The following is a 21163-nucleotide window of genomic DNA, read 5'->3' as shown; positions in this document are numbered from 1 at the left end:
AGGGTCGGAATTATGATCACTTGTCATGCCAGTTCAGTCGAGATTGAGGGCAAGGGCGTCCTGTTGCGGGGCCCTTCAGGGTCCGGCAAGTCCGATCTTGCGCTGCGGCTGGTTGATGGCGGCGGCACATTAATATCCGACGATTATACCGAAATTCACATGCGCGATGGCCGGCTTTATCTAAAGGCGCCCGTCGAAATCTCCGGCAGGATCGAGGTGCGAGGTCTCGGGCTGATGCCGTTGCCTGTGACAGGGGATATTCCGCTTGCGCTTGTCTTCGATCTGATGCCCTATAGCCAGATTGATCGGGCGCCGGCAGATGACGTTGCCGTATTTGATGACGTGGAAGTCCCGCGTCGTGCGCTTGATCCGTTTACGGCGTCGTCGGAAGCGGTTGTGCGTCTGGCGCTCCGTCAAAACCCATTACGGACAGGGTATGAGTAAAATGGACCCCGAAGGTCGTCCTCGGAACCAGGTAGTTATTGTCTCCGGCCTCTCCGGTGCGGGCAAAAGTACAGCCCTGCGCCAGTTTGAGGATATGGGATGGGAAGTCGCGGACAACATCCCGCTTTCCCTGCTGCCGGCAATGGTGAATGAGACCGGAGAAGGGGGCATTGCAAACCTGGCGGTCGGTATTGATTTCAGGACACGGGGCTTTTCAACAGAACTGGTGCTGGAAGTGATCGCGTCCCTGCGCGCGAAAGGCCATGACCCGGTCCGTCTTTTGTTCATGGATTGTGACGACGCGGTGCTGCAGCGGCGCTTTACCGAGACCCGTCGCCGGCACCCGCTCGCCACCGACCGTCCGGTAGGTGACGGGATACGCCTGGAAAAACAGCGACTTGCCGGTCTTAAAAATGCAGCCGATCTCCGGATCGACAGCACAAATCTCTCCCAGCCGGAACTTAAACGCCTTCTGACGGGGCATTTCAGCCTGCAGCGGGCGTCCCGTCTTTCCGTGACGGTGATGTCCTTTTCCTATGTCCACGGAATCCCCCGCGAGTCTGACCTGATGTTTGATGTCCGGTTTTTGCAGAACCCTTTCTACGACAACCGTTTGAGGCCGATGACCGGGCGGGATCAGGAGGTGGCGGATTTCGTTGGGCGGGACCCGGCCTATGCTGACTTCATGGATCAGGTGGAAAAGCTGCTGTTATTGTTATTGCCGCGTTATGTCGAGGAGGGGAAATCCTACCTCACCATTGCATTCGGCTGTACGGGCGGTCGTCATCGCTCTGTGTGCGTTGCGGAAAAAATTCATGACCTGGTGGTAAAATCCGGTTATTTTGCTAATTTGGTGCATCGCGATCTGGCAGATGCCGAAATAACAACCAGATAGGAAAAGATACGTCTTTTCAACAAGGAATGAGGGGAAAATGATCGGAATGGTTTTGGTGACCCACGGCCGGTTGGCGGAGGAATTCGTCAATGCGACAGAACATGTGGTGGGCCCGCAAACCCAGGTGCGTGCCATATCGATTGGTCCGGACGATGATATGGAACAACGACGCCAGGACATTCTCGCCGCCGTGGCCGAGGTGGAAAGCGGCGCCGGTGTGATAATCCTGACCGACATGTTCGGCGGGACACCGTCCAATCTCGCCATATCTGTAATGGAAAAGGCAAATGTCGAGGTGATTGCCGGCATCAACCTGCCGATGCTGATCAAGCTGGCAAGTGTTCGCGGGGAGGATAATATGGCCAATGCGGTTGCCGCTGCGCAAGAATCAGGTCGGAAATATATCAATGTTGCCTCTCACCTTTTGGCTGACAAATCCTGAAATGACCGACAGGAGCGCTGATTTTGCGAAGGGCGCGTGGACATGAAACGCGACCTTGTGATTAGCAATGCCCGTGGCCTGCATGCCCGCGCGGCGGCCAAATTTGTCAAATGCGCTGAGAAATACAACGCTGATATCCACGTCATAAAGGGTGAGTACAAGGTTTCCGGCAGCTCGATCATGGGGCTGATGATGCTCGCCGCCTCAAATGGCACGACAATTTCAGTGGAAGTTACCGGGCCGGACGCCACCGCCGCCATCGAGGCATTGTCAGGGCTGGTTGCCGACAAGTTCGGTGAAGAGTGAAAAGCCGACAAAATTCGTCGTTATAACGATATAAATATTTCTTTATATGTATATTGATTAAGCAGGTAAGGGTTGCTATACAGATGGCAATCGGAGCTGGTTCCCGTTCTTACGAGCGCGACCTGACTATTTAGAATTTTATGCGAAAGAGCAAAAAATGACGAAATTTGAAGATTTCAAGGTCGCGGATATGTCGCTGGCCGACTGGGGCCGCAAGGAAATTGCCATTGCGGAAACCGAGATGCCGGGCCTGATGGCACTGCGCGAGGAATTTGGCGACAAGAAGCCGCTGAAAGGCGCGCGGATTGCCGGTTGCCTGCATATGACCATCCAGACGGCCGTTCTGATTGAAACGCTGACAGCCCTTGGTGCGGAAGTACGCTGGTCGTCATGCAATATCTTCTCGACCCAGGATCAGGCGGCGGCGGCGATGGCGGCGGCGGGCATCCCGGTTTTTGCCTGGAAGGGTGAAACCGAAGAAGAAGCCCATTGGTGCATCATCCAGACGATCGAGGGACCCAACGGCTGGCGTCCGAACCTTATCCTTGATGACGGCGGCGACCTCACCCAGGTAATGCATGATGATTACCCGGAACTGATGAAAGACGTTCTGGGCCTGTCCGAGGAAACGACAACCGGCGTGCACCGGCTTTATGAAATGGCCAAAGCCGGCACATTGAAGGTTCCGGCGATCAACGTCAACGACTCGGTGACCAAATCAAAGTTCGACAATCTCTATGGCTGCCGTGAAAGCCTTGTTGATGGCATCAAGCGCGCCACCGACGTGATGATTGCGGGTAAAGTTGCCGTGGTTTGCGGCTATGGCGATGTCGGCAAGGGATCCTCCGCCTCGCTCCGGAGCCAGGGCGCACGTGTCCTGGTCACGGAAATTGATCCAATTTGCGCTCTGCAGGCGGCGATGGAAGGCTATGAAGTCGTTACCCTCGATGAAGCGGCGAAATTTGGCGATATTTTTGTGACGACTACCGGTAATATCGACGTCATCACGCTCGATCATATGCGGGAAATGAAAGATCGCGCGATCGTCTGCAATATTGGTCATTTCGATTCCGAAATTCAGATCAATGCGCTTCGCAACTATGCCTGGCACAATGTAAAGCCGCAGGTCGATGAGGTTGAGTTTCCCGATGGCAAGCGCCTGATCGTGCTGGCCGAAGGACGGCTGGTCAACCTTGGTTGTGCAACGGGTCATCCAAGCTTCGTGATGAGCGCCTCCTTCACCAATCAGGTGCTGGCGCAAATCGAACTTTGGGAACGCCACGACAACTACAAGAATGAAGTCTATGTTCTGCCGAAGCATCTGGATGAGAAGGTTGCGCGGTTGCATCTCGACAAGCTTGGCGCGCGGCTCACGGAACTGAGCCCGGAACAGGCAAAATATATCAGCGTCCCGCAGGCCGGTCCGTTCAAGCCGGATCACTATCGGTATTGATCCTATCCTCAGGCGGGATACTTCCTGATTGAAGAGAATTGACCGGTAGGGCTATCCCTCCGGTCTTTTTTTTTCTATTCTCTGGTAGATGCCGCCGAGCTAGGGGGGTGGCACCATGAGCATCGACACCACCATGGTGTAATAGTTAGGCAAAAGTTTTGAGCCGGCAAGAATGATAGAAGATTTTACCTCAACACAGTTGACGCTTGTTTGGTTGCTATCGCTGGCCGTCATCGGCTTGCTGATGGCATTTTTCGTCATGCGCAAAAAGGCCTTATCCCTTCTCGGTCAGCTCGATCGGGAAACTGAAAAACTACACGGCTATGAAGAAACAATCGATTCCCTAAAATCGGACCAGGAACGGGTGCAATCGGAAATCATTTCGTTGAAATCCTCCCTTGCGACAGCACGCCAGGAACGGGATGATTTCATCGAGCTGCTACATGCTGCGCCAATCCCGATCTGGCGGCGCGACCAGAGTTCGAAGATTATCTGGCGCAACAGGAAATATTCGGAAATTGTCGGTATTGATGATGACGAGGAGACGGCAGTGCCAGAACTGGCGTCGAGCCGGGACCCGGACCAGGCCCGCAAGCTGGCGACGAAGGCGCGGGTTACGGGTATGACCCAGAGCGAGACCCGGCGCTATATTGTCGATGGGGACCGGCTCAGCTTCAAGATTGTGGAAACGCCGCTGGAATTTGATAACCAGTTGGCGGGCTTTGCCATTGATACCACTGGGGAGGCCGAACTCTCCGCTGAACTTAAACGCCATATCGACGGTCACGCTGACGTTTTGGAGAATATGGCAAGCGCCATCGCCATTTACGGTCCCGATCAACGCCTGGAGTTTTTTAATCAGACCTATGCAAAACTGTGGCGAATGAGCGATGACTTCCTCTATGGCAAGCCAACCATCAGCGAGGTGCTGGACAAGCAGCGGGAACTGCGGCGTTTGCCGGAACAGGCGGATTTCGCGTCCTACAAAGAAAAGCGCCGGTCTCTCTTTACCAATGTGATCGAGATGCGGGAGGAACTGGTGCAGCTCCCCGACGAGACAGTGCTGCGCAACATCATCACCCCGCATCCTTTCGGCGGCTTGCTTTTTCTGTCGGAAGATGTGACCGACAAGGTCGTCCTGGAGCGGGCGCGCAACACCCAGATCGCGGTTCAGCGTGCGACGCTCGATAATCTTTACGAAGGTGTTGCTGTATTCGGCTCCGATGCCCGGCTTAAGCTCTTTAACGCGGCTTATTGCGCGATTTGGGAGCTTGAAGAAGAGTTTTTGCAGGAAGATATCCATATATCGCAAATAATTGACCATTATCTGCAAAAGACGAATATCGACTGGGCGAACGATCTTCGGGAAAAATATGTCGCCAATGTGACCCGCCGGGACGCTTCCAGCGGGCGCATCGAGCATCCGGGCGGCAATATAATCGACTTTAATCGTGTGCCGTTGCCGGATGGTAATGTGCTTTTCACCTATATCGATGTCACCCATGAGCTGCGGGCCCAACGGGCACTACAGGAACGTAACGAAGCTCTTGAAGCTGCGGACAAGATGAAAACCGAGTTTGTTGCCAGCGTGAGCCACGAGCTCCGCACTCCGCTCAATACCATAATCGGATTTGCCGAAATTCTGGTGAAGGAATTCTTCGGGCCGCTTAACGATAAGCAGGTGGAATATGGCCAGGGGATCCTGGACAGTTCCGATCATTTGTTGCTGCTGATCAATGATATCCTTGATATGGCGAATATTCAGGCGGGCAAAATGGAACTTGAGAAAGCGCCCGTTGATCTCGCGGCAATGCTCCAGAATGTCGTTGCCATGGTTCAGGACCGCGCGAAAAAGCGCCATCTGGAGATCAAGACGGAAATTGCCGGTGACCTTGGTATTGTCGAGGTGGATGAGCGGCGCATCAAGCAGGTGATCTTCAACCTCTTCAGTAATGCCATCAAATTCACGCCATCAAAGGGCGAAATTATTCTCGGTGCGCAGAAAATCAACGACGGCTACGTGTTGACGGTCCGCGATAACGGTAAGGGCATTGCCGATGATCAGGTTGACCATATTTTTAAGCGGTTCACCAAGGGCGATAGCACGAAGCAGAATGCTGGGGCGGGTCTCGGACTGTCGTTGGTGAAAAGCTTTGTCGAGCTGCATGGCGGTCATGTTGAGCTCACGTCGCAGGAAAATATCGGCACAACCGTCTTCTGCTACCTTCCGGCGACTGTTGCTGCGCAATCGACGCAGCTAGTTGAAAACTCCTGACGGGCGCCATGACACATTCCCTTATTTTCGACAGGCGGGTACCCTCTCTCGCCGCGACAGCGATACTGGCGGGCGAGGTCGCCGATCTTCTCAGGCCTGGCGATATTATTGCCCTTGGCGGCACGCTGGGTGCAGGTAAGACCGCCTTTGCCCGGGCGCTGGTGCGGCATCTCGCACAAGAGGAAATCGATGTGCCGAGCCCGACTTATAATCTCCTGCTGACCTATGATTTTGATGATTTCTGCCTCTATCATTACGATCTCTATCGTCTTGAAACCCCGGAAGAGGCGTTCGAGCTGGATATCGATGAGGCCTTCGATACGGGCGTTTCCCTGATCGAATGGCCGGACCGGTTGGGCAAATACCTGCCTGCGGGCCACCTTTTGATTGAAATTACGTCAGAGGAGGGTGCAAGTGAAGAAGCGCGGATCATCCGCTTTTACGGCAATGCCTCCTGGAAGCAACGACTGACAGCCTTATCGGGGGCGTATGATGCGTGACACGGCATTAACCGCGTTTTTAGAACGTAACGGTCTTGAGGGAGCGTCGCGGTACCCACTCGCCGGGGATGCTTCCGCCCGCCGCTATGAACGGATTGTGGGGTCCGAAAAATCCCTGATCCTGATGGATGCGCCGCCGCCCGAAAATGTGACCAGCTTCGTCGTCATTGCCAGAGAATTGACCCGGCGCGGTTACAGCGCGCCAGAAATCCTCGCCGAAGATGTTGACCGGGGGTTTTTGCTGCTGGAAGATCTGGGAGATGATCTTTTCGCGCGGCTGTTTGAATCTGGCACAGCGGAAACACCACTCTACCGCCTTGCTGTCGATTTTCTTATTGATTTGGCCAAGACACCGCCGCCTTCTTTCCTGCCGGCATTCTCCGACGACTATGTCAGGGCACAAAATGAGATGTTTCTCGATTTTTACGTGACCGATAAGCTTGGTGAGCCGGTTTCGGGAGAGCCGCGCGAATTTTATCAGGATATCTGGGAAAACCTGCTCCCGAGAATGCGCATCGGCCCGGAAGTTATGTTACTTCGGGACTTTCACTCTGAAAACCTGTTGTACTTGAAAGACCAGGAGGGGCTAAAATCTCTTGGCCTGCTGGATTTTCAGGACGCGTTAAGAGGCCCCGCGGCCTATGACCTTGTGTCCCTTCTACAGGATGCCCGGCGGGATGTGGATGAGACAATGGCGGCGGAGATGGTGTATCACTATCTTGATGAAACTGGGTTGGATGAAGCGGATTTTCGGGAATCTTTCGCCATTCTTGGCACGCACCGGGCGCTCCGCATCATGGGCATCTTCTCTCGGCTTGCGCAGGTCGAGGGTAAAAGGCGGTATCTCGAGATGATCCCTCGGATGCAGCAACATCTTGCCGGGAACCTGGCTCATCCGGTTCTCACCGGGCTGCGCAACTGGCTGATGCTTACTGTCGGAGAAGGGAAATCGTGAAACGCCTGCCGGTACTTTCAGACATGCGGGCGATGATCCTGGCGGCGGGACTGGGCACCCGCCTGCGCCCGATCACCGATATAACGCCGAAACCGCTTGTCAAGGTCGCAGGCCGCGCCCTGATTGACTACTGCTTCGATCTGTTACGCCGCGCAAATATCCGTTCTGTTGTGGTGAACAAGCATCATCTGGCGGCGCAGATATCCGACTATGTCGAAACTATCAACGACCTTGAGATTGCGGTTTCCGATGAAACCGCGGCGCTGCTGGAGACCGGCGGCGGGGTGAAAAAAGCTTTATCCCTGTTGGGTGAAACCCCCTTTTTCGTGCTCAACTCCGATGTTATTGTCCTTGATAGCGGGGAAAGCTCCCTTCGGAAGATGCATGATCTTTGGAGGTTCGAAAAAATGGATGCACTATTACTGCTGCATCCGGTGGAAACTGCTGTCGGCTATGCGGGTAATGGTGATTTTCATCTGGACGCCGATGGCCGGCTGACCCGACGCCGGAAAGGAGAGGGGGCGCCTTATCTTTTCACCGGCATTCAGCTCTTGAACCCGGTGCTTTTTAACGGAACGCCGGAGGGGGCGTTTTCACTCAACCTTCTCTATGACAGGGCGCTGGAGAGCGGGCGGCTTTTTGGTCTTGTTCACTATGGACACTGGATCCATGTTGGCACGCCGGAAGCCGTGATTGAAGCAGGGGACAGGATAGGAAGGTTGACATGATTGCGCCCCTGAAGTCGCCGAATGTCCTCAATATTCCGCCGGAATATGCCTTTGTTGATGTGCTGGCGCGGGAACTTTTACGGCGGCACGGCGCATCACTCAGCGAGATTACTGTTCTCACGACCACACGTCGCGCAGCGCGCGCCCTACAAAGTGCGTTCCTGCGGGAAACAGCGGGCAAACCGTTGATGTTGCCGCGCATGCGCCCCATTGGCGACGTGGAAGAGGACGAGTTGCTGCTGGAAGGCGACATTGGAATCGGCGGTCCGGGCAAAAAACTGCTGTCCCTGCCGCCGGCGATTGATCCGCTGCGGCGGCAGTTGCTGTTGAGCCGCCTTATACAGGCGCGCAGTGATCATGCAGGTGGCATCGCGGAGGCAGCGGGGCTAGCGACTGCGCTCGCCCGTTTTCTCGATCAGGTACAGACAGAGGGGCTGGACCTTGCGGATTTGAAAAAACTGGTCCCGGCCGAATATGCCGCCCACTGGCAAATCACGCTGGAATTTCTGGAAATCCTCAGCCTGAACTGGCCGGCAATCCTCTCTGAGGAGGGTGCGATCGATCCGGCCCTGCGCCGGGATTTGCTTCTGCGCGCGCAGGTCGCCCATTGGCAGGAAATACCCCCGGTCGCGCCGATTTACGCTGTGGGCTCCACCGGTTCCATCCCGGCAACGGCATTGCTGCTAAAAACAGTCGCCAACCTGCCCAATGGGACAGTTGTCCTGCCCGGTCTCGATCGTCATCTCGATGCTGACAGCTGGCAGACCTTGCCGCGTGATCCGGCGCATCCGCAACATGGCCTCGCCCTGCTTCTGGACAAGCTTGGGATTACCCGTGAGGACGTGGAGGATCTCACTGATGAAGAATTTCGCACCTCTACCTCGGCGCGGGCGGCTTTGCTTGCTGAAGCCCTGCGACCCGCCACAACCAGTGATCGGTGGCAACAGGCCGCCGCCCCCGCTGAGGCGGCACTCGACGGTATACGCCAGCTGGACTGCCTGGATGCCCAGAGCGAAGCACAATCTATTGCCCTGCTGATGCGGGAGGCGCTGGAAACAGATGGCAAGACGGCGGTTCTGATCACGCCCGATCGTGACCTTTCCCGCCGGGTCGGGTCGGAACTGCGCCGCTGGAACATCGATGTGGATGACAGTGCGGGCATTAGCCTTGATCAATCTCCGCCCGGCGTCTTTTTGCGTCTTCTCGCCCGGCTGATAGAAAGTGAGGCGGAACCGGTCGCCCTTCTCGCCGCCCTCAAACATCCGCTGGCGGCAGGAGGCGTTGCACCGGACGTGTTTCGCCGTCATGTGCGCGCGCTGGAACTGGCCATCCTGCGGGGTCCGCGCCCTGCATCCGGTTTTGCCGGCATCAACCGGGCGCTCGCTACAAGTTCAGCCGACGAATCCGGGAAAAGCTGGTTCCAGGAGTTGGTTGACCTTGCGGCTCCGCTTGAAGACATGGTCAGCTATGGCGACGTGGATTTTTCGGAGTTCCTCAAATGCTTTACCCAGTTTGCAGAAAAGCTGTCGACCCCGGCTGGAGCGGAGGGCTCGGCGCTCTGGCGTGGGAATTTTGGCGACGCGGCGGCAGGCTTCCTTTCTGAGTTGTTGCGCGCGGCCGATGTGATCGACTCGTTCGATCCCAACAGCTGGCCGGCGCTGCTTGACAACCTGATGCGCGGGCGCATGGTGCGTCCGCAATATGGCCTGCACCCGCGATTGCAGATATGGGGCCCGATCGAAGGCCGGCTTGGTCGCGCCGATCTGGTCATCCTGGGCGGGCTGAATGAGGGAAGCTGGCCCCCGGATGCCGGAAATGATCCGTGGATGAGCCGGCCGATGCGCGAGAAATTTGGCCTTCCGCTCCCTGAACAGAAGATCGGCCTCTCTGCCCATGATTTCCAGCAGGCCTTCGGCGCTGCGGAAGTGGTTATGACACGTGCCGAGAAGATTGACGGCACGCCAACGGTTCCATCCCGCTGGTTGCTGCGCCTTGAGACCTTCCTGAAAAAATTCGGAATGGCGCTGGACAAGGGCGCCGCCAGGCCCACTTTCGACTGGCAGCAGCAGCTTGACCAACCCGCAGCAGTGGAGCCGGTTCTGGCACCGCGCCCCACGCCGCCCGTTACCGCGCGCCCGCGCCGACTCTCGGTTACGCGTATAGAGAAATGGATCAAGGATCCCTATTCCATATTTGCCGAGCAAATCCTGAAACTTTCACCGCTCGATGACATCTCAACCGACCCCTCGGCGGCGGACAAGGGGACATTCATTCATGCCGCGTTAGAGCAATTCATAAACCATTACCCCGATGTGCTGCCGCCCGATGCGCGGGACAAGCTGCTGGAACTCGGGCGCGAAGCCTTTGGCGATGTGCTGTCCTATCCCACCGTCTGGGCCTTCTGGTGGCCAAGGTTCGAGCGGATTGCGGACTGGTTTGTCGCCTTCGAGACGGCGCGACGGAAAAAGTTCAGGACCCTGGAGACAGAGGTAAAGGGGACCATAAAAATCCCGGCGCCGCATGCGGAATTTGTCTTGAGCGGTACTGCCGACCGGATCGACATTTCTAAAACGGACGGCAGCCTCTCCATTATTGATTACAAGACCGGTGCGCCACCCTCGATCACTGAGGTGGAAACCGGTGTGTCGCCGCAGCTCGCGCTGGAGGCGGCGATGCTGACCCGCAGCGGCTTCTCCGATATAGCCGCCGCACCGGTGGAGGAGTTGGCCTACATCCGGCTGAGTGGGGGCGATCCGGCGGGCGAGTTCCGCTCGGCAGGTGGAAAGAAGTCACCACCACCGGAAATGCTGGCGGAGGAAGCCTATGACGGGCTGCTTCGCCTGATTGCCCAGTTTGACCGGCAGGCGACCCCCTATTTAAGCTGTCCTCGTCCGGATTTGCCCTACCGTTTCAATGATTATGAACATCTGGCGCGGGTCAAGGAATGGTCGAGCGGGGAGGATCCGGAATGAGCTTAACCGAGCTGGTTAATAGCGGCATTGCGCGGCAGAAGCTGGCGGCTGATCCCGCGAAATCCGTGTGGGTTTCCGCGTCCGCCGGGTCGGGCAAGACGCGGGTCCTGGTGGAACGGAGCCTGCGGTTGATGCTGGCGGGAACACCGCCGGAGAAAATTCTCTGTATTACGTTCACCAAGGCAGCCGCGGCGGAAATGGCGAACCGCCTGAACGCCATGCTTGGCGATTGGTCGGTGATGGATGATACCCGCCTCGCCAAGAGCTTGCGGGAATTGATGGGACGGCCTGCGACGGATGGGGAAACGATCTGGGCCCGGCGGCTGTTCGCCAGCGTCCTTGATGCGCCGGGTGGACTCAAAATCCAGACTATTCATTCCTTTTGTGAATCAGTCCTCGGCCGCTTCCCGCTGGAGGCGCGACTATCGCCCAATTTCGAGGTAATGGATGAACGCAGCGCCGGGGAGATTATGCAGAACGCCCGCGATGAGACGCTGCTTGAATGCCAGAGACCGGAGAATGCCTCTCTTGGTGCTGCGCTGCGGCTGGTCAGTGAAAAGGTGAATGAGGAAGGATTTTCCAAGCTGCTGAAAGACCTCGGCGACAAGCGGAGCAATTTGCTGCGCCTGCGTGCGGAGTTTGGCGGGCCCAATGGGGTAATTACGGCTTTGGCAGCGCGGATCGGCATAGATGCGGAGTTGACGGAAGAACATATCATCTCCCGTGCTTGCCGGGAGACGACCTTCGACGGCCCGGCCCTCCGTCGCGCTGTGGACCGGCTGCTCATGGGCACGCCTACAGATGTCAAGAAGGCTGAAAAGATGGCGCCATGGCTCCTGCAACCGGACCGCCGCCCTGCATTGTTCGAAGATTATGTTTCGGCTTTCTTTACCCAGAAGGGGGACATCGTTGCGCGACTGGCGACCAATGCGGTCGTCGAGGCGATGCCGGAGATACTGGATGTCATGCTCAAAGAGGCGGAACGGCTACAGAAGGTCCTTGAGAGGGTCCGGAAGGCGCGGGTTCTGGCCTCAACCTCGGCTTTGATCCGGTTGGGACTGGCGCTGGTTGATAGATATGAGGCTGAAAAGGCGCGGCGTGGACGGCTTGACTATGATGACCTGATCCTGAAAACCCGTGATCTACTGACCGGTGACGGTGTGGCGCCCTGGGTGATGTACAAGCTCGACGGCGGGATCGAGCATATTCTTGTGGACGAGGCGCAGGATACGAGTGCGGAGCAATGGCAGGTGATTGCCGCGCTCGCGGAGGAGTTTTTTACGGGCGACGGCGCGGTAGAGGCGAAACGGACCCTTTTCGTTGTCGGCGATGAAAAACAGTCGATCTATTCCTTTCAAGGCGCTGATCCTGCGACCTTTGACGTGATGCGACGCCAGTTCGAAGAGCGGGCCAAGGCCGCTAGAAAAGACTGGCGCAATATTCCGCTCGATCTCTCCTTTCGGTCTACGGAGAGTGTCCTCGATCTTGTGGACAGGGTATTTGAGGAGGAAGGCGCCCGCAAGGGGCTGACCGCTTCAGGTGATCTGGTTAAGCATCTGGTTCGCCGGGCGGGAGAGGCGGGTCTTGTGGAAATCTGGCCGACAGTGAAGCCGCCGGAAATCGAAGCGACCGACCCCTGGGATATGCCAATGGCTCAGAACCTCGACATGAACCCGGCGGCCGGCCTTGCCAAGTATATCGCCCTGCAGATCAGGAAATGGCTCGATAATGGTGAGATATTGAGTGCGACCGGGCGGCCAATTGCGCCGAAGGACATCATGATCCTCGTGCAGAGCCGGAATGCCTTTTTCGGCCATGTGGTACGCGCACTCAAGCTCGCGGATATCCCGGTAGCCGGCACAGATCGGATGGTTTTGACCGAGCAGTTAGCTGTGATGGACCTGCTGGCCCTCGCCCGTTTTGTTCTGCTGCCCGAAGATGACCTTAACCTCGCCGTTATTCTGAAAAGCCCGTTCGTCGGCTGCGATGACAATCAGCTGTTCGAACTCGCCTTTGGACGAAAGGGCAGTCTATGGCGCGCCCTTCGTGATAACAAGACAGGATTACCCGTCTTTGATCAGGCCCGGTTGTTCCTTGGCGAATTGCTGGCGCGGGCGGATTTCGTACCTGTTTACGAATTTTTCGCGGATATTCTTGGACGTCTCGGCGGTCGAAAGAAGCTGCTCGGTCGTCTCGGGCAGGAGGCAACGGACCCGATTGAGGAGTTTCTCTCCCTTGCGCTAAATTTCCAGCGGACGGAAGCGAGCGCCCTGCAAGCCTTCCTGCACTGGATTGACGCGGGCGCATCGGAGGTCAAGCGTGATATGGAGCAGGGTCGTAATGAGGTGAGGGTGCTGACTGTCCATGGATCGAAGGGCCTTCAGGCGCCAATTGTGTTCCTGCCTGATACCTGTCAGGGGACACGGTCACAGCCGTCTATTTTCTGGACGGACGAGGAAGCACCCTTTCCACTCTGGCCGGTGAAGACCGAAAATGACGATCCGCTGACCGCCCAGGCCCGCCAGCTCGCAAAGGACCGACAGCTGGAGGAGAAGAAGCGGCTCCTCTATGTCGCACTCACCCGGGCGGAAGATCGTCTCTACATCTGTGGCTGGGAAGGGAAGAAGAGTCGTCCTGCGGATTGCTGGTATGAGCTGATCAATCCTGCCTTCGGTGAAGGGGTGGAAGAGGTTGAGCTCCCTTGGGGAGAGGTGGCGCGCCGTTGGTCGAGCGGCACCGTAACCGAGCAACAGGTCACTCCGGAGAGGGGCCCCACTCAGCCTGTGCCCTTGCCGGGCTGGATCCATCGCCCTGCCCCCGACGAGCCGACCCCGCCCCGGCCACTGGTCCCATCGCGTGATGAGGATGAAACGATTGCGTCTTCGCCGCTGGGGCTGGATGAGGGACGGCGATTCCATCGCGGCCTTCTCGTGCATCGGTTGCTGGAAACCTTGCCGTCGATTGATCCGGCGGAGCGGGAACGCGCCGCCAAAGCCTGGCTTGCCCGGCCAATCCACAGTCTCGAGTTGGCACGGCAGGAAGAAATCCTGCGAGAAACCCTCAACGTGATTGATGATCCGGACTTTTCCGCGATCTTCGGGCCCAACAGCCAGGCGGAAGTCCCTATCAGCGGTGTCATCGATGGCCGGGTTCTCTCCGGACAGATAGATCGTTTGCTGGTCAGTGAAAATGAGATTCTCATCATCGATTACAAGACAAACCGGCCCTCGCCCACGGAAATCGGGGCTGTTTCCGCCTTATATATAAGACAGATGTCGCTCTACCGGCGCGCGTTGATGGCCATGTATCCCGGAAAAGCCGTGAAATGCGCCCTTCTCTGGACAGAAGGTCCGCATCTTATGGAATTACCGGAGGCACTTCTGTGATGTTGTTCACTTGACGATCGGTCAGGGGATACGTAATTATAGGGATAAGAAGTTTCCGCCGGGGTGCCGGAGAGCTTTTAATTTTTTGCCTGAAATGAGGATACTATGACCACTACGAAAGTCACCGACGCTTCTTTTAAAGAGGATGTCCTGGATAGTTCTGGCCTGGTGCTGGTCGATTTCTGGGCCGAATGGTGCGGTCCTTGTAAGCAGATTGCCCCGGCTCTTGACGAAATCTCCCAGGAAATGGGCGATAATCTGAAAATCGCCAAAATCAATATCGATGAGAATCCGAATACGCCGACGAAATACGGCGTGCGCGGTATTCCGACGCTGATGCTGTTCAAGGATGGCCAGATCGCGGCGACGAAAGTCGGCGCCTCGCCGAAAAGCGCCATTGAAGACTGGATCAAGTCAGCGGGCTAACGGAAAAGTCCAGACGAAACACAGAAAAGCGGATCTTTTGGGTCCGCTTTTTTCATAAGAAACGAGGGATATCAAAATGGCCAAGATCATCAGCAATAACCTCTCGCTGGAATATGAGACCTTCGGGACGCCGTCCGATCCAGCGGTAATCCTGATTGCCGGGCTGGGGTTTCAGCTGGTCGATTGGCCTGCGTCCTTCTGCGAAGCGATTGCGGCGCAGAATTTCCATGTGATCCGTTTTGATAACCGGGATATCGGACTGTCCCAGAAACTCGACGAGAAGGGCCTGCCCGACATGGCGCACATCATGCAGCGCGTTCAGGCGGGCGAAGCGCCGACAGTGCCCTATCACTTGAGTGATATGGCGGCCGATGTGGCGGGCCTGATGGACGGGCTGAAGATTGACACTGCGCATATGGTCGGCATGTCGATGGGGGGCATGATCGCGCAGCTGATGGCGATTTTTTACCCCGAGAAGCTGCACTCCCTCACTTCCATCATGTCGTCGAGCGGGAACCGCCATTTACCGCCGTCGACCCCGGCGGCCACCTCCGTGTTGATGTCGGCACCGGCGAGCCAGAGCATCGATGACGTGGTTGAGTTCGGGCTTGAGGTAAATGATGTGATCGGCAGTCCTGGATATCGCTGGAACCGCGATGCACTGAAAGAACATATCCGTTTTTGCGTCACACGTAGTTACTCGCCTGCCGGATATCTGCGCCAATATGCGGCGGTCATGGCCTCAAACCCGCGGGTGTCTGAACTTCCTGGCGTCACGGCGCCAACGTTGGTAATTCACGGTAAGGATGATCCGCTCATCCCTTACGCAGCTGGTGAGGATACGGCGCGGCTGATCCCCGGCGCAAGGCTGGAGCTGGTAGACGGCATGGGTCATGATCTTTCGCCTGCTCTATGTGAACATCTGGCAGGCCTTCTCCTCCCGCATCTTTCCGCCAATCGGTAAGCCCTAGCGGAACGCCGGTTCGTCGAAGCTGCGTAATTTGCGCGAATGCAGGCTTTCGACACCCTGGCGACGAAGCTGTTGCAGGGTGTCGATACTGATATGCAGATGCTTGGCGGTTCGATCCTCATAAAACTTATTGGCCATTCCGGGTAGTTTGATCTCCCCGTGGATCGGCTTGTCGGATACGCAGAGAAGCGTGCCGTAGGGCACGCGAAAGCGAAAGCCGTTGGCAGCAATGGTCGAGGATTCCATGTCCACAGCAATGGCGCGAGTCTGGTTGAACCGGATGGCCAGTTCCTTATGGCGTAATTCCCAGTCCCGGTCATCGGTCGTGTAAACGGTTCCGGTGCGAAAATGCTCCTTGATATCCGCCGTGCCACCCAATCCGTCGGCGGCACGGGCCACCGCCTCGGTCAGCGCGACCTGGATCTCGGCGATTGCGGGAAGTGGGACGGAGGGATGGATATCCTCATCCAGCACATGATCTTCCCGCACATAGGCATGGGCCAGGACAAAATCGCCGAGCCGCTGGGTATGCCGCAGGCCGCCGCAATGACCAACCATCAACCAGCAATGCGGCCGGAGAACCGCAATATGATCGGTGATTGTCTTGGCGTTGGAGGGTCCGACGCCGATATTGACCAGGGTAATGCCCATATGCCGGTCAGCGACAAGATGATAGGCGGGCATCTGCGGCAGATGGTTGGGCGCCGTGCCGGTTGGTGGTGCATCCGTCAGGCGCGGGTTGGGTGTAACGACATTTCCCGGCTCGACAAAAGCGCGGTATTCCTCACCTTCCAACACCTGTTTCTTGCCGTAATCGATGAACTCATCGACATAGCGCTGATAGTTGGTGAACAGCACGAACCGCTGGAAATGCGCCGGCACGGTGCCGGTATAATGCGCCAGTCGCGCCAAAGAGTAGTCCACGCGTTCCGCAGTGAAAAGTGAGAGTGGGCGGGGCTGGCCGTCAATGGGGACATAGGTGCCGTTGGCGATGCTGTCGTTGATATTGGAAAGTTCCGGCATGGTGAATATGGCCTGCAATGCAGGCATATCATTGGCCGAGACATCGGAGGAGGCCGCCTCGATCACGAAGGGAAGGGGCATCTGGCGCATACTCAGCCCGACATAAACCGGCCGCTGATGGTTCTTGAGGATGAGCCGTATTTGCTCCTTGTAATAGCTCTCGAAAAGCTCAGGTTGGGTTATCGTCGTCCCGAAGGTGCCCGCCGCGTCAATCTTGCCGTAGGATCGCTTGCCTGTCCGGTTGATGTCCGTGGATTCGACACTGAGGCCGAGATAGGGATAATAGGCCGGATCGGCGGGGCTGGTTTTATCTCCGGCCTCAAATTCGGTGAAGCGGTTTTTTACCTTTGCGACATTCTCATCATAAAGAAGCCTGATCCGTTCAAAAGCCGCGTTCTCATCAGTGAATTCCTGGAGATCCGTTACATTTCCGTGTGGACCACCTGTGTCGAACAGAAATTCACTCATATTAAGTCTTCCTTTTGCGATGAACTGCCCCTATGACAGTTCCCTGATTTCTATCTTTGTCTTTAAAATTATTTTACCATTAAAATATGACAAGGAAAATAGAGGATAAGGGACCTTGGCAACGGTAACGCTGGCCCCCATGGAGGGGGTAGTCGACGTCTATATGCGCGATATTCTGACACGGATCGGGGGGTTTGACCTGTGTGTTTCCGAATTCGTGCGCGTCAGCCAGCATCTTTATCCGGCTTCAGTTTTTTATTCGCTCTGCCCGGAGCTGAGACAGGACGGGAAAACCGTGGCAGGTGTCCCGGTACATGTGCAGATCATGGGCGGTGAAACGCATGTCATGGCAGAAAATGCAGGATTTGTCGCTGAACTTGGTGCGCCGGGTGTCGATATCAATTTCGGCTGTCCCGCCAAGACCGTGAACCGTCATGACGCCGGGGCAACACTGCTACAATGGCCGGAACGGCTCCATGATATTGTCTCTGCGGTGCGCCGGGCGGTGCCGGACACTATCCCGGTCAGCGCCAAGATGCGCCTTGGCTTTGCGGAGAAATCCCTGGCGCTGGAGAACGCTCTCGCCATCGCCGAGGCCGGCGCAGGCAAGCTTACCATTCATGCCCGCACGAAGATGGAAGGGTATCGTCCACCAGCCCATTGGGAATATCTTCGACCAATTGCCGAAAGGCTCGATATACCGGTTGTTGCCAATGGCGAAATCTGGACGCCAGAGGATTATGATCTCTGCCGGGAGGCGAGTGGGTGCGAGGATATTATGATCGGTCGGGGAGTTATTGCTCGTCCGAGCCTTGGCTGGGAAATTGCCCAAAGACGTGGGGAGTCGACGGGGATGACTGCCTTCAATTGGTCACAAATCCTTGGCACCCTTGCGGAATATCACGACCTTATCGAAGGCATGGCTAATCCGCCGCGGCAGGCAGGACGATTGAAGCAATGGATAAAGCTGCTTGCACGCAGCTATGGGGAGGCCGGGGAACTGTTCACACGGATTCGCCGGCTTGAGGATCCGCGAAGTATTCTGGCGGAAGTCGAGGTAACGAAAGAGCGGGTTCTGGACGTCGCGTAAGAGGGTTATTCGAGTGGGGGACATAAAATTTGGAAGGCGGTTGACCGCGCAAGGGTCATTTGTCCTTGCCGTTGTTGCGGCGATGCTTGTGCTGTTATCCAGCTGCGTCATGCCGCCACCGGTGCCGTCCCTTCATGAGGCGCTACTTCAGGAAACCGGCTATCAACTCGGTGAGAAAAGCGCGAACCTTAATGAAGAGCGGGCGGAGTGCGCGGCAGAGAGCCGGTATGACGGACCAACGGGTCCGGTTCTTGTTCTCGTTTGCGTTGCGCCCCAGAACGGAAATGACAGGCGTATTCGCTATCGCGTCAGCTATACGCCGCCGGAAGCCGGTCACCGGATTTGGAAAATCGATGCTTCCCTTCCCGGCGCGACCTATCAGGATACTGATATTTTGAAGGCGCTAGCGGAGAAATATGGTCCGGGCCGCAAACTGAAGGCGAGTGAAACAAGGCGCTGGACCTTTGACGCGGCGCATCTTGAGGTCAGGGAGGATCAGTACGGCGTGCATTTGATGCTGTGGGACCGCAGTCTGAGGCAAGGCTAGAGGCGAAATTTTCGTGCACGGTAGCGGAAAGTGAGAGCAGCCAAGCCCATTCCTGCAAGGGTACCAGATAAATTTGCAACAATGTCCAAAAGTTCGAAATTCCGGCCTGTAAAGGGTTGCAGAATTTCGATAAGGAGGCTTACGATAAACGTCACGATACACAGCAATAGCCGTTGCTGCCAATTATGGCCCGCATGGCATGCAGCCAAGGCAAGCAGCGCATAGGCAGTGAAGTGCCGAACCTTGTCATTGACCAGATCTGAGAAGGACGGTTCATTGCCAGGCGGCAAAAGGGAGAAGATAGTAATGGCGACCAAGCCAGCTCCCCAAAGGAATAACGCAACTCGGTACCTGTTTTGATTATGATGGCTAGATAGGGTCATAGGTATTATTACGGGCCTGCGGTTTAGGAAAAATTAACGATAAGCGATGTAAATTGCACCCAAGAGATGTATGATTAGTAATATTTTCTGCGGGTGCAGTCGAGACAAGCTTTACCAACCAATTTTTTGAATATCGGTTTTGAAGCAGGATTTACGAGCGCCTGTCGTCGGAGAAATTCGTTGAACAAGATTTCGGAAAGCGGACTGAGCAGCAAAAAAATACCTGCCGAAAAGGGTTCCGCATATAGTGGAGGATACCCTCTTTCCTCGCGTGTACTATCCCCGATTTTCACGGCCCTCGACCTTTTCTGGCTGTTTCTCGCGGGCTATCTCAGCCATTATTTTGTGATCGGCGGCAACCTGATCGCCCATGAAAACTATATGTATGCGGTCGTTCTCGCGTTGATCATATTTTTCTTTTTGGGACATTATGCACGGATTTACTCCTTCTCGACATTGTTGTCACCACTTACCAACCTGCCAAATCTCGCGATTGTCTGCCTGACGACCTTTATGTTGCTTCTGGCGGTAGCCTTCTCGTTGAAGGTATCCGAGGAATATTCGCGGATCTGGATGTACAGCTTCGCCTTCGCCTCCTTTTTTGTCATTCTGATTTACCGGCTTGTTGCCTTTATCATCATCAACTATCTGGCTAGCCGGGGGATATGTACACGGAAGGTCGTCGTTCTTGGTGGCGGAAAACAGACGGAACAGCTTCTACGCCAGCTTGAAAACGAAAAACCGGCGGTCAACAAGGTCGTGGGCATCTTCGATGACCGGATCGGCCGTATGGGGCCAACGGTTGCCGGCTATACCCTGCTTGGGAATATGGAGGCCCTGATAAAGTTCGTCCGCGAAAATCATGTCGACGATATCATTGTCGCGCTCCCCTGGAACGCGGATGAACGCCAGCTGGAAATCGTTAGCCGTCTGCGCGAACTCCCGGCCCATGTCCATTTGGTCTCTGATCTGGTGGGCTTTCGTTTTCCACACCGACCGTCCCCCAACCATTTCGGCGGCCTGCCGATGATCGAGGTGGTGGATTCGCCCTTGTCCGGGTTCAAGGTCGTGGTGAAGGCGCTGGAGGACCGTATTCTGGGCTGGCTGGCCCTGATTTTGTTCTCTCCGCTCCTGCTTGCGGTTGCCATTGCGATCAAGCTGGAAAGCAAGGGGCCGGTGTTGTTCAAGCAGAAACGCTATGGCTATAACAACAAGATATTTGAAATTTATAAGTTCCGCTCCATGTATCATGACGGGGCGGAACGAAAAAAGACTGTCCAGGCGTCGAAAGATGATCCGCGTATAACCCGGGTCGGTAAATTTATCCGCCGGACCAGCCTGGATGAGTTGCCGCAGCTTTTCAACGTGGTTAACGGGACAATGTCGCTGGTCGGCCCACGTCCCCATGCAATCGATCACAATGAAGAGTATTCTGAGCTGATTGAAGGATATTTTGCCCGCCATAAGGTCAAGCCGGGGATTACCGGCTGGGCGCAGGTAAAGGGCTATCGCGGAGAAACGGACACCCTGGAAAAAATGGAAGCCAGGGTGAATTATGATACATATTATGTCGAGAACTGGTCGCTGTTTTTTGACCTGCAAATTCTGGTGATGACAGTCTTTGTTGGCTTTGTAAATAAAAACGCCTATTGATCGTATCAATCCTTGACATTTACCCTCGTGATGCGGAGAAAGAGGGGCGAGATCTATTGATTTCCTCCTATTTTGACTTGCGCGTGGAGGGCGCTGCCTGACCGTGCCGATCGTTGCAGGAACCCTTAAAATTTAGCGCAATGTTGCCAATATATATCAGTTACCAACCATTCCTTAACTCTTTGGGCCTAAAAAGGCAGGTGGCATTTGTTGATCGGCTTGGATGGTTGTAAAATTTTAACCATAA

Annotated in this window: 18 protein-coding genes; 16 read left to right on the top strand and 2 right to left on the bottom strand. The window is 55.9% G+C overall.

What is annotated here, in order from left to right:
- Positions 1-12: 12 nt before the first annotated feature.
- From J0X12_RS03655 to J0X12_RS03595, 13 genes are all read left to right on the top strand, one after another.
- A complete protein-coding gene (locus J0X12_RS03655; RefSeq protein WP_207042376.1) occupies positions 13-444 on the top strand; it encodes an HPr kinase/phosphorylase in 432 nt (143 codons plus the stop codon).
- Complete coding sequence (gene rapZ, locus J0X12_RS03650; RefSeq protein WP_207042375.1) at positions 437-1339, top strand: RNase adapter RapZ; 903 nt, start codon at positions 437-439, stop codon at positions 1337-1339. The genes J0X12_RS03655 and rapZ overlap by 8 nt, the downstream gene beginning before the upstream one ends.
- A gap of 37 nt (positions 1340-1376) precedes the next feature.
- Complete coding sequence (locus tag J0X12_RS03645; protein WP_207042374.1) at positions 1377-1781, top strand: PTS sugar transporter subunit IIA; 405 nt, start codon at positions 1377-1379, stop codon at positions 1779-1781.
- A gap of 42 nt (positions 1782-1823) precedes the next feature.
- The gene (locus J0X12_RS03640; protein ID WP_207042373.1) at positions 1824-2087 is read left to right on the top strand and encodes an HPr family phosphocarrier protein; all 264 of its coding nucleotides are present in this window, start codon (positions 1824-1826) and stop codon (positions 2085-2087) included.
- Positions 2088-2244: 157 nt separating this feature from the next.
- Entirely contained in the window at positions 2245-3540 is a 1296-nt protein-coding gene (gene ahcY, locus J0X12_RS03635) for an adenosylhomocysteinase (protein ID WP_207042372.1), read from the top strand.
- A 172-nt stretch (positions 3541-3712) separates the two neighbouring features.
- Entirely contained in the window at positions 3713-5815 is a 2103-nt protein-coding gene (locus J0X12_RS03630) for a sensor histidine kinase (protein ID WP_207042371.1), read from the top strand.
- An 8-nt stretch (positions 5816-5823) separates the two neighbouring features.
- The gene (gene tsaE / locus J0X12_RS03625; protein ID WP_207042363.1) at positions 5824-6315 is read left to right on the top strand and encodes a tRNA (adenosine(37)-N6)-threonylcarbamoyltransferase complex ATPase subunit type 1 TsaE; all 492 of its coding nucleotides are present in this window, start codon (positions 5824-5826) and stop codon (positions 6313-6315) included.
- Positions 6308-7270: an aminoglycoside phosphotransferase family protein gene (locus J0X12_RS03620; RefSeq protein ID WP_207042361.1), complete on the top strand. Its 963-nt coding sequence runs from the start codon at positions 6308-6310 to the stop codon at positions 7268-7270. The genes tsaE and J0X12_RS03620 overlap by 8 nt, the downstream gene beginning before the upstream one ends.
- Complete coding sequence (locus tag J0X12_RS03615; protein WP_207042357.1) at positions 7267-7998, top strand: sugar phosphate nucleotidyltransferase; 732 nt, start codon at positions 7267-7269, stop codon at positions 7996-7998. Before J0X12_RS03620 ends, J0X12_RS03615 begins: the two co-directional genes overlap by 4 nt.
- On the top strand, positions 7995-10970 hold the full coding sequence (addB, locus tag J0X12_RS03610; protein ID WP_207042355.1) for a double-strand break repair protein AddB: 2976 nt from the start codon (positions 7995-7997) through the stop codon (positions 10968-10970). The genes J0X12_RS03615 and addB overlap by 4 nt, the downstream gene beginning before the upstream one ends.
- Complete coding sequence (addA, locus tag J0X12_RS03605) at positions 10967-14356, top strand: double-strand break repair helicase AddA (RefSeq protein ID WP_207042353.1); 3390 nt, start codon at positions 10967-10969, stop codon at positions 14354-14356. Before addB ends, addA begins: the two co-directional genes overlap by 4 nt.
- A 105-nt stretch (positions 14357-14461) precedes the next feature.
- On the top strand, positions 14462-14782 hold the full coding sequence (gene trxA / locus J0X12_RS03600) for a thioredoxin (protein ID WP_161340458.1): 321 nt from the start codon (positions 14462-14464) through the stop codon (positions 14780-14782).
- A gap of 76 nt (positions 14783-14858) precedes the next feature.
- Positions 14859-15746, top strand: a complete 888-nt coding sequence (locus J0X12_RS03595; RefSeq protein ID WP_207042351.1) for an alpha/beta fold hydrolase — start codon at positions 14859-14861, stop codon at positions 15744-15746.
- Between the two features lie 3 nt (positions 15747-15749).
- Here J0X12_RS03595 and J0X12_RS03590 read toward each other — a convergent pair whose 3' ends face one another.
- Positions 15750-17243 (bottom strand): AMP nucleosidase, encoded by a 1494-nt coding sequence (locus J0X12_RS03590; RefSeq protein ID WP_207042349.1) that lies wholly within the window; start codon positions 17241-17243, stop codon positions 15750-15752.
- A gap of 139 nt (positions 17244-17382) precedes the next feature.
- Here J0X12_RS03590 and J0X12_RS03585 point away from each other — a divergent pair, with 139 nt between their 5' ends.
- Together J0X12_RS03585 and J0X12_RS03580 are read left to right on the top strand one after the other, a co-directional pair.
- Positions 17383-18333 carry a tRNA dihydrouridine synthase gene (locus J0X12_RS03585; protein WP_420497040.1) on the top strand — a complete coding sequence of 317 codons (951 nt, stop codon included), beginning with the start codon at positions 17383-17385 and terminating at the stop codon, positions 18331-18333.
- A gap of 40 nt (positions 18334-18373) precedes the next feature.
- Complete coding sequence (locus tag J0X12_RS03580) at positions 18374-18880, top strand: hypothetical protein (RefSeq protein ID WP_207042345.1); 507 nt, start codon at positions 18374-18376, stop codon at positions 18878-18880.
- Here J0X12_RS03580 and J0X12_RS03575 read toward each other — a convergent pair.
- Positions 18877-19197: a VanZ family protein gene (locus tag J0X12_RS03575; protein ID WP_207042343.1), complete on the bottom strand. Its 321-nt coding sequence runs from the start codon at positions 19195-19197 to the stop codon at positions 18877-18879. The two genes, J0X12_RS03580 and J0X12_RS03575, sit on opposite strands and share 4 nt — an antisense overlap.
- 246 nt (positions 19198-19443) lie before the next feature.
- Here J0X12_RS03575 and J0X12_RS03570 point away from each other — a divergent pair, with 246 nt between their 5' ends.
- Positions 19444-20916, top strand: coding sequence for an undecaprenyl-phosphate glucose phosphotransferase (locus tag J0X12_RS03570; RefSeq protein WP_207042341.1), 1473 nt, complete (start codon positions 19444-19446; stop codon positions 20914-20916).
- Positions 20917-21163 lie beyond the last annotated feature (247 nt).

The sequence above is a fragment of the Sneathiella sedimenti genome (genome assembly GCF_017313765.1).
Taxonomy (GTDB): Bacteria; Pseudomonadota; Alphaproteobacteria; order Sneathiellales; family Sneathiellaceae; genus Sneathiella; species Sneathiella sedimenti.
The sequence above is the reverse complement of the archived record's forward strand: the minus strand, read 5'-3'. Positions and strand labels throughout refer to the sequence as shown.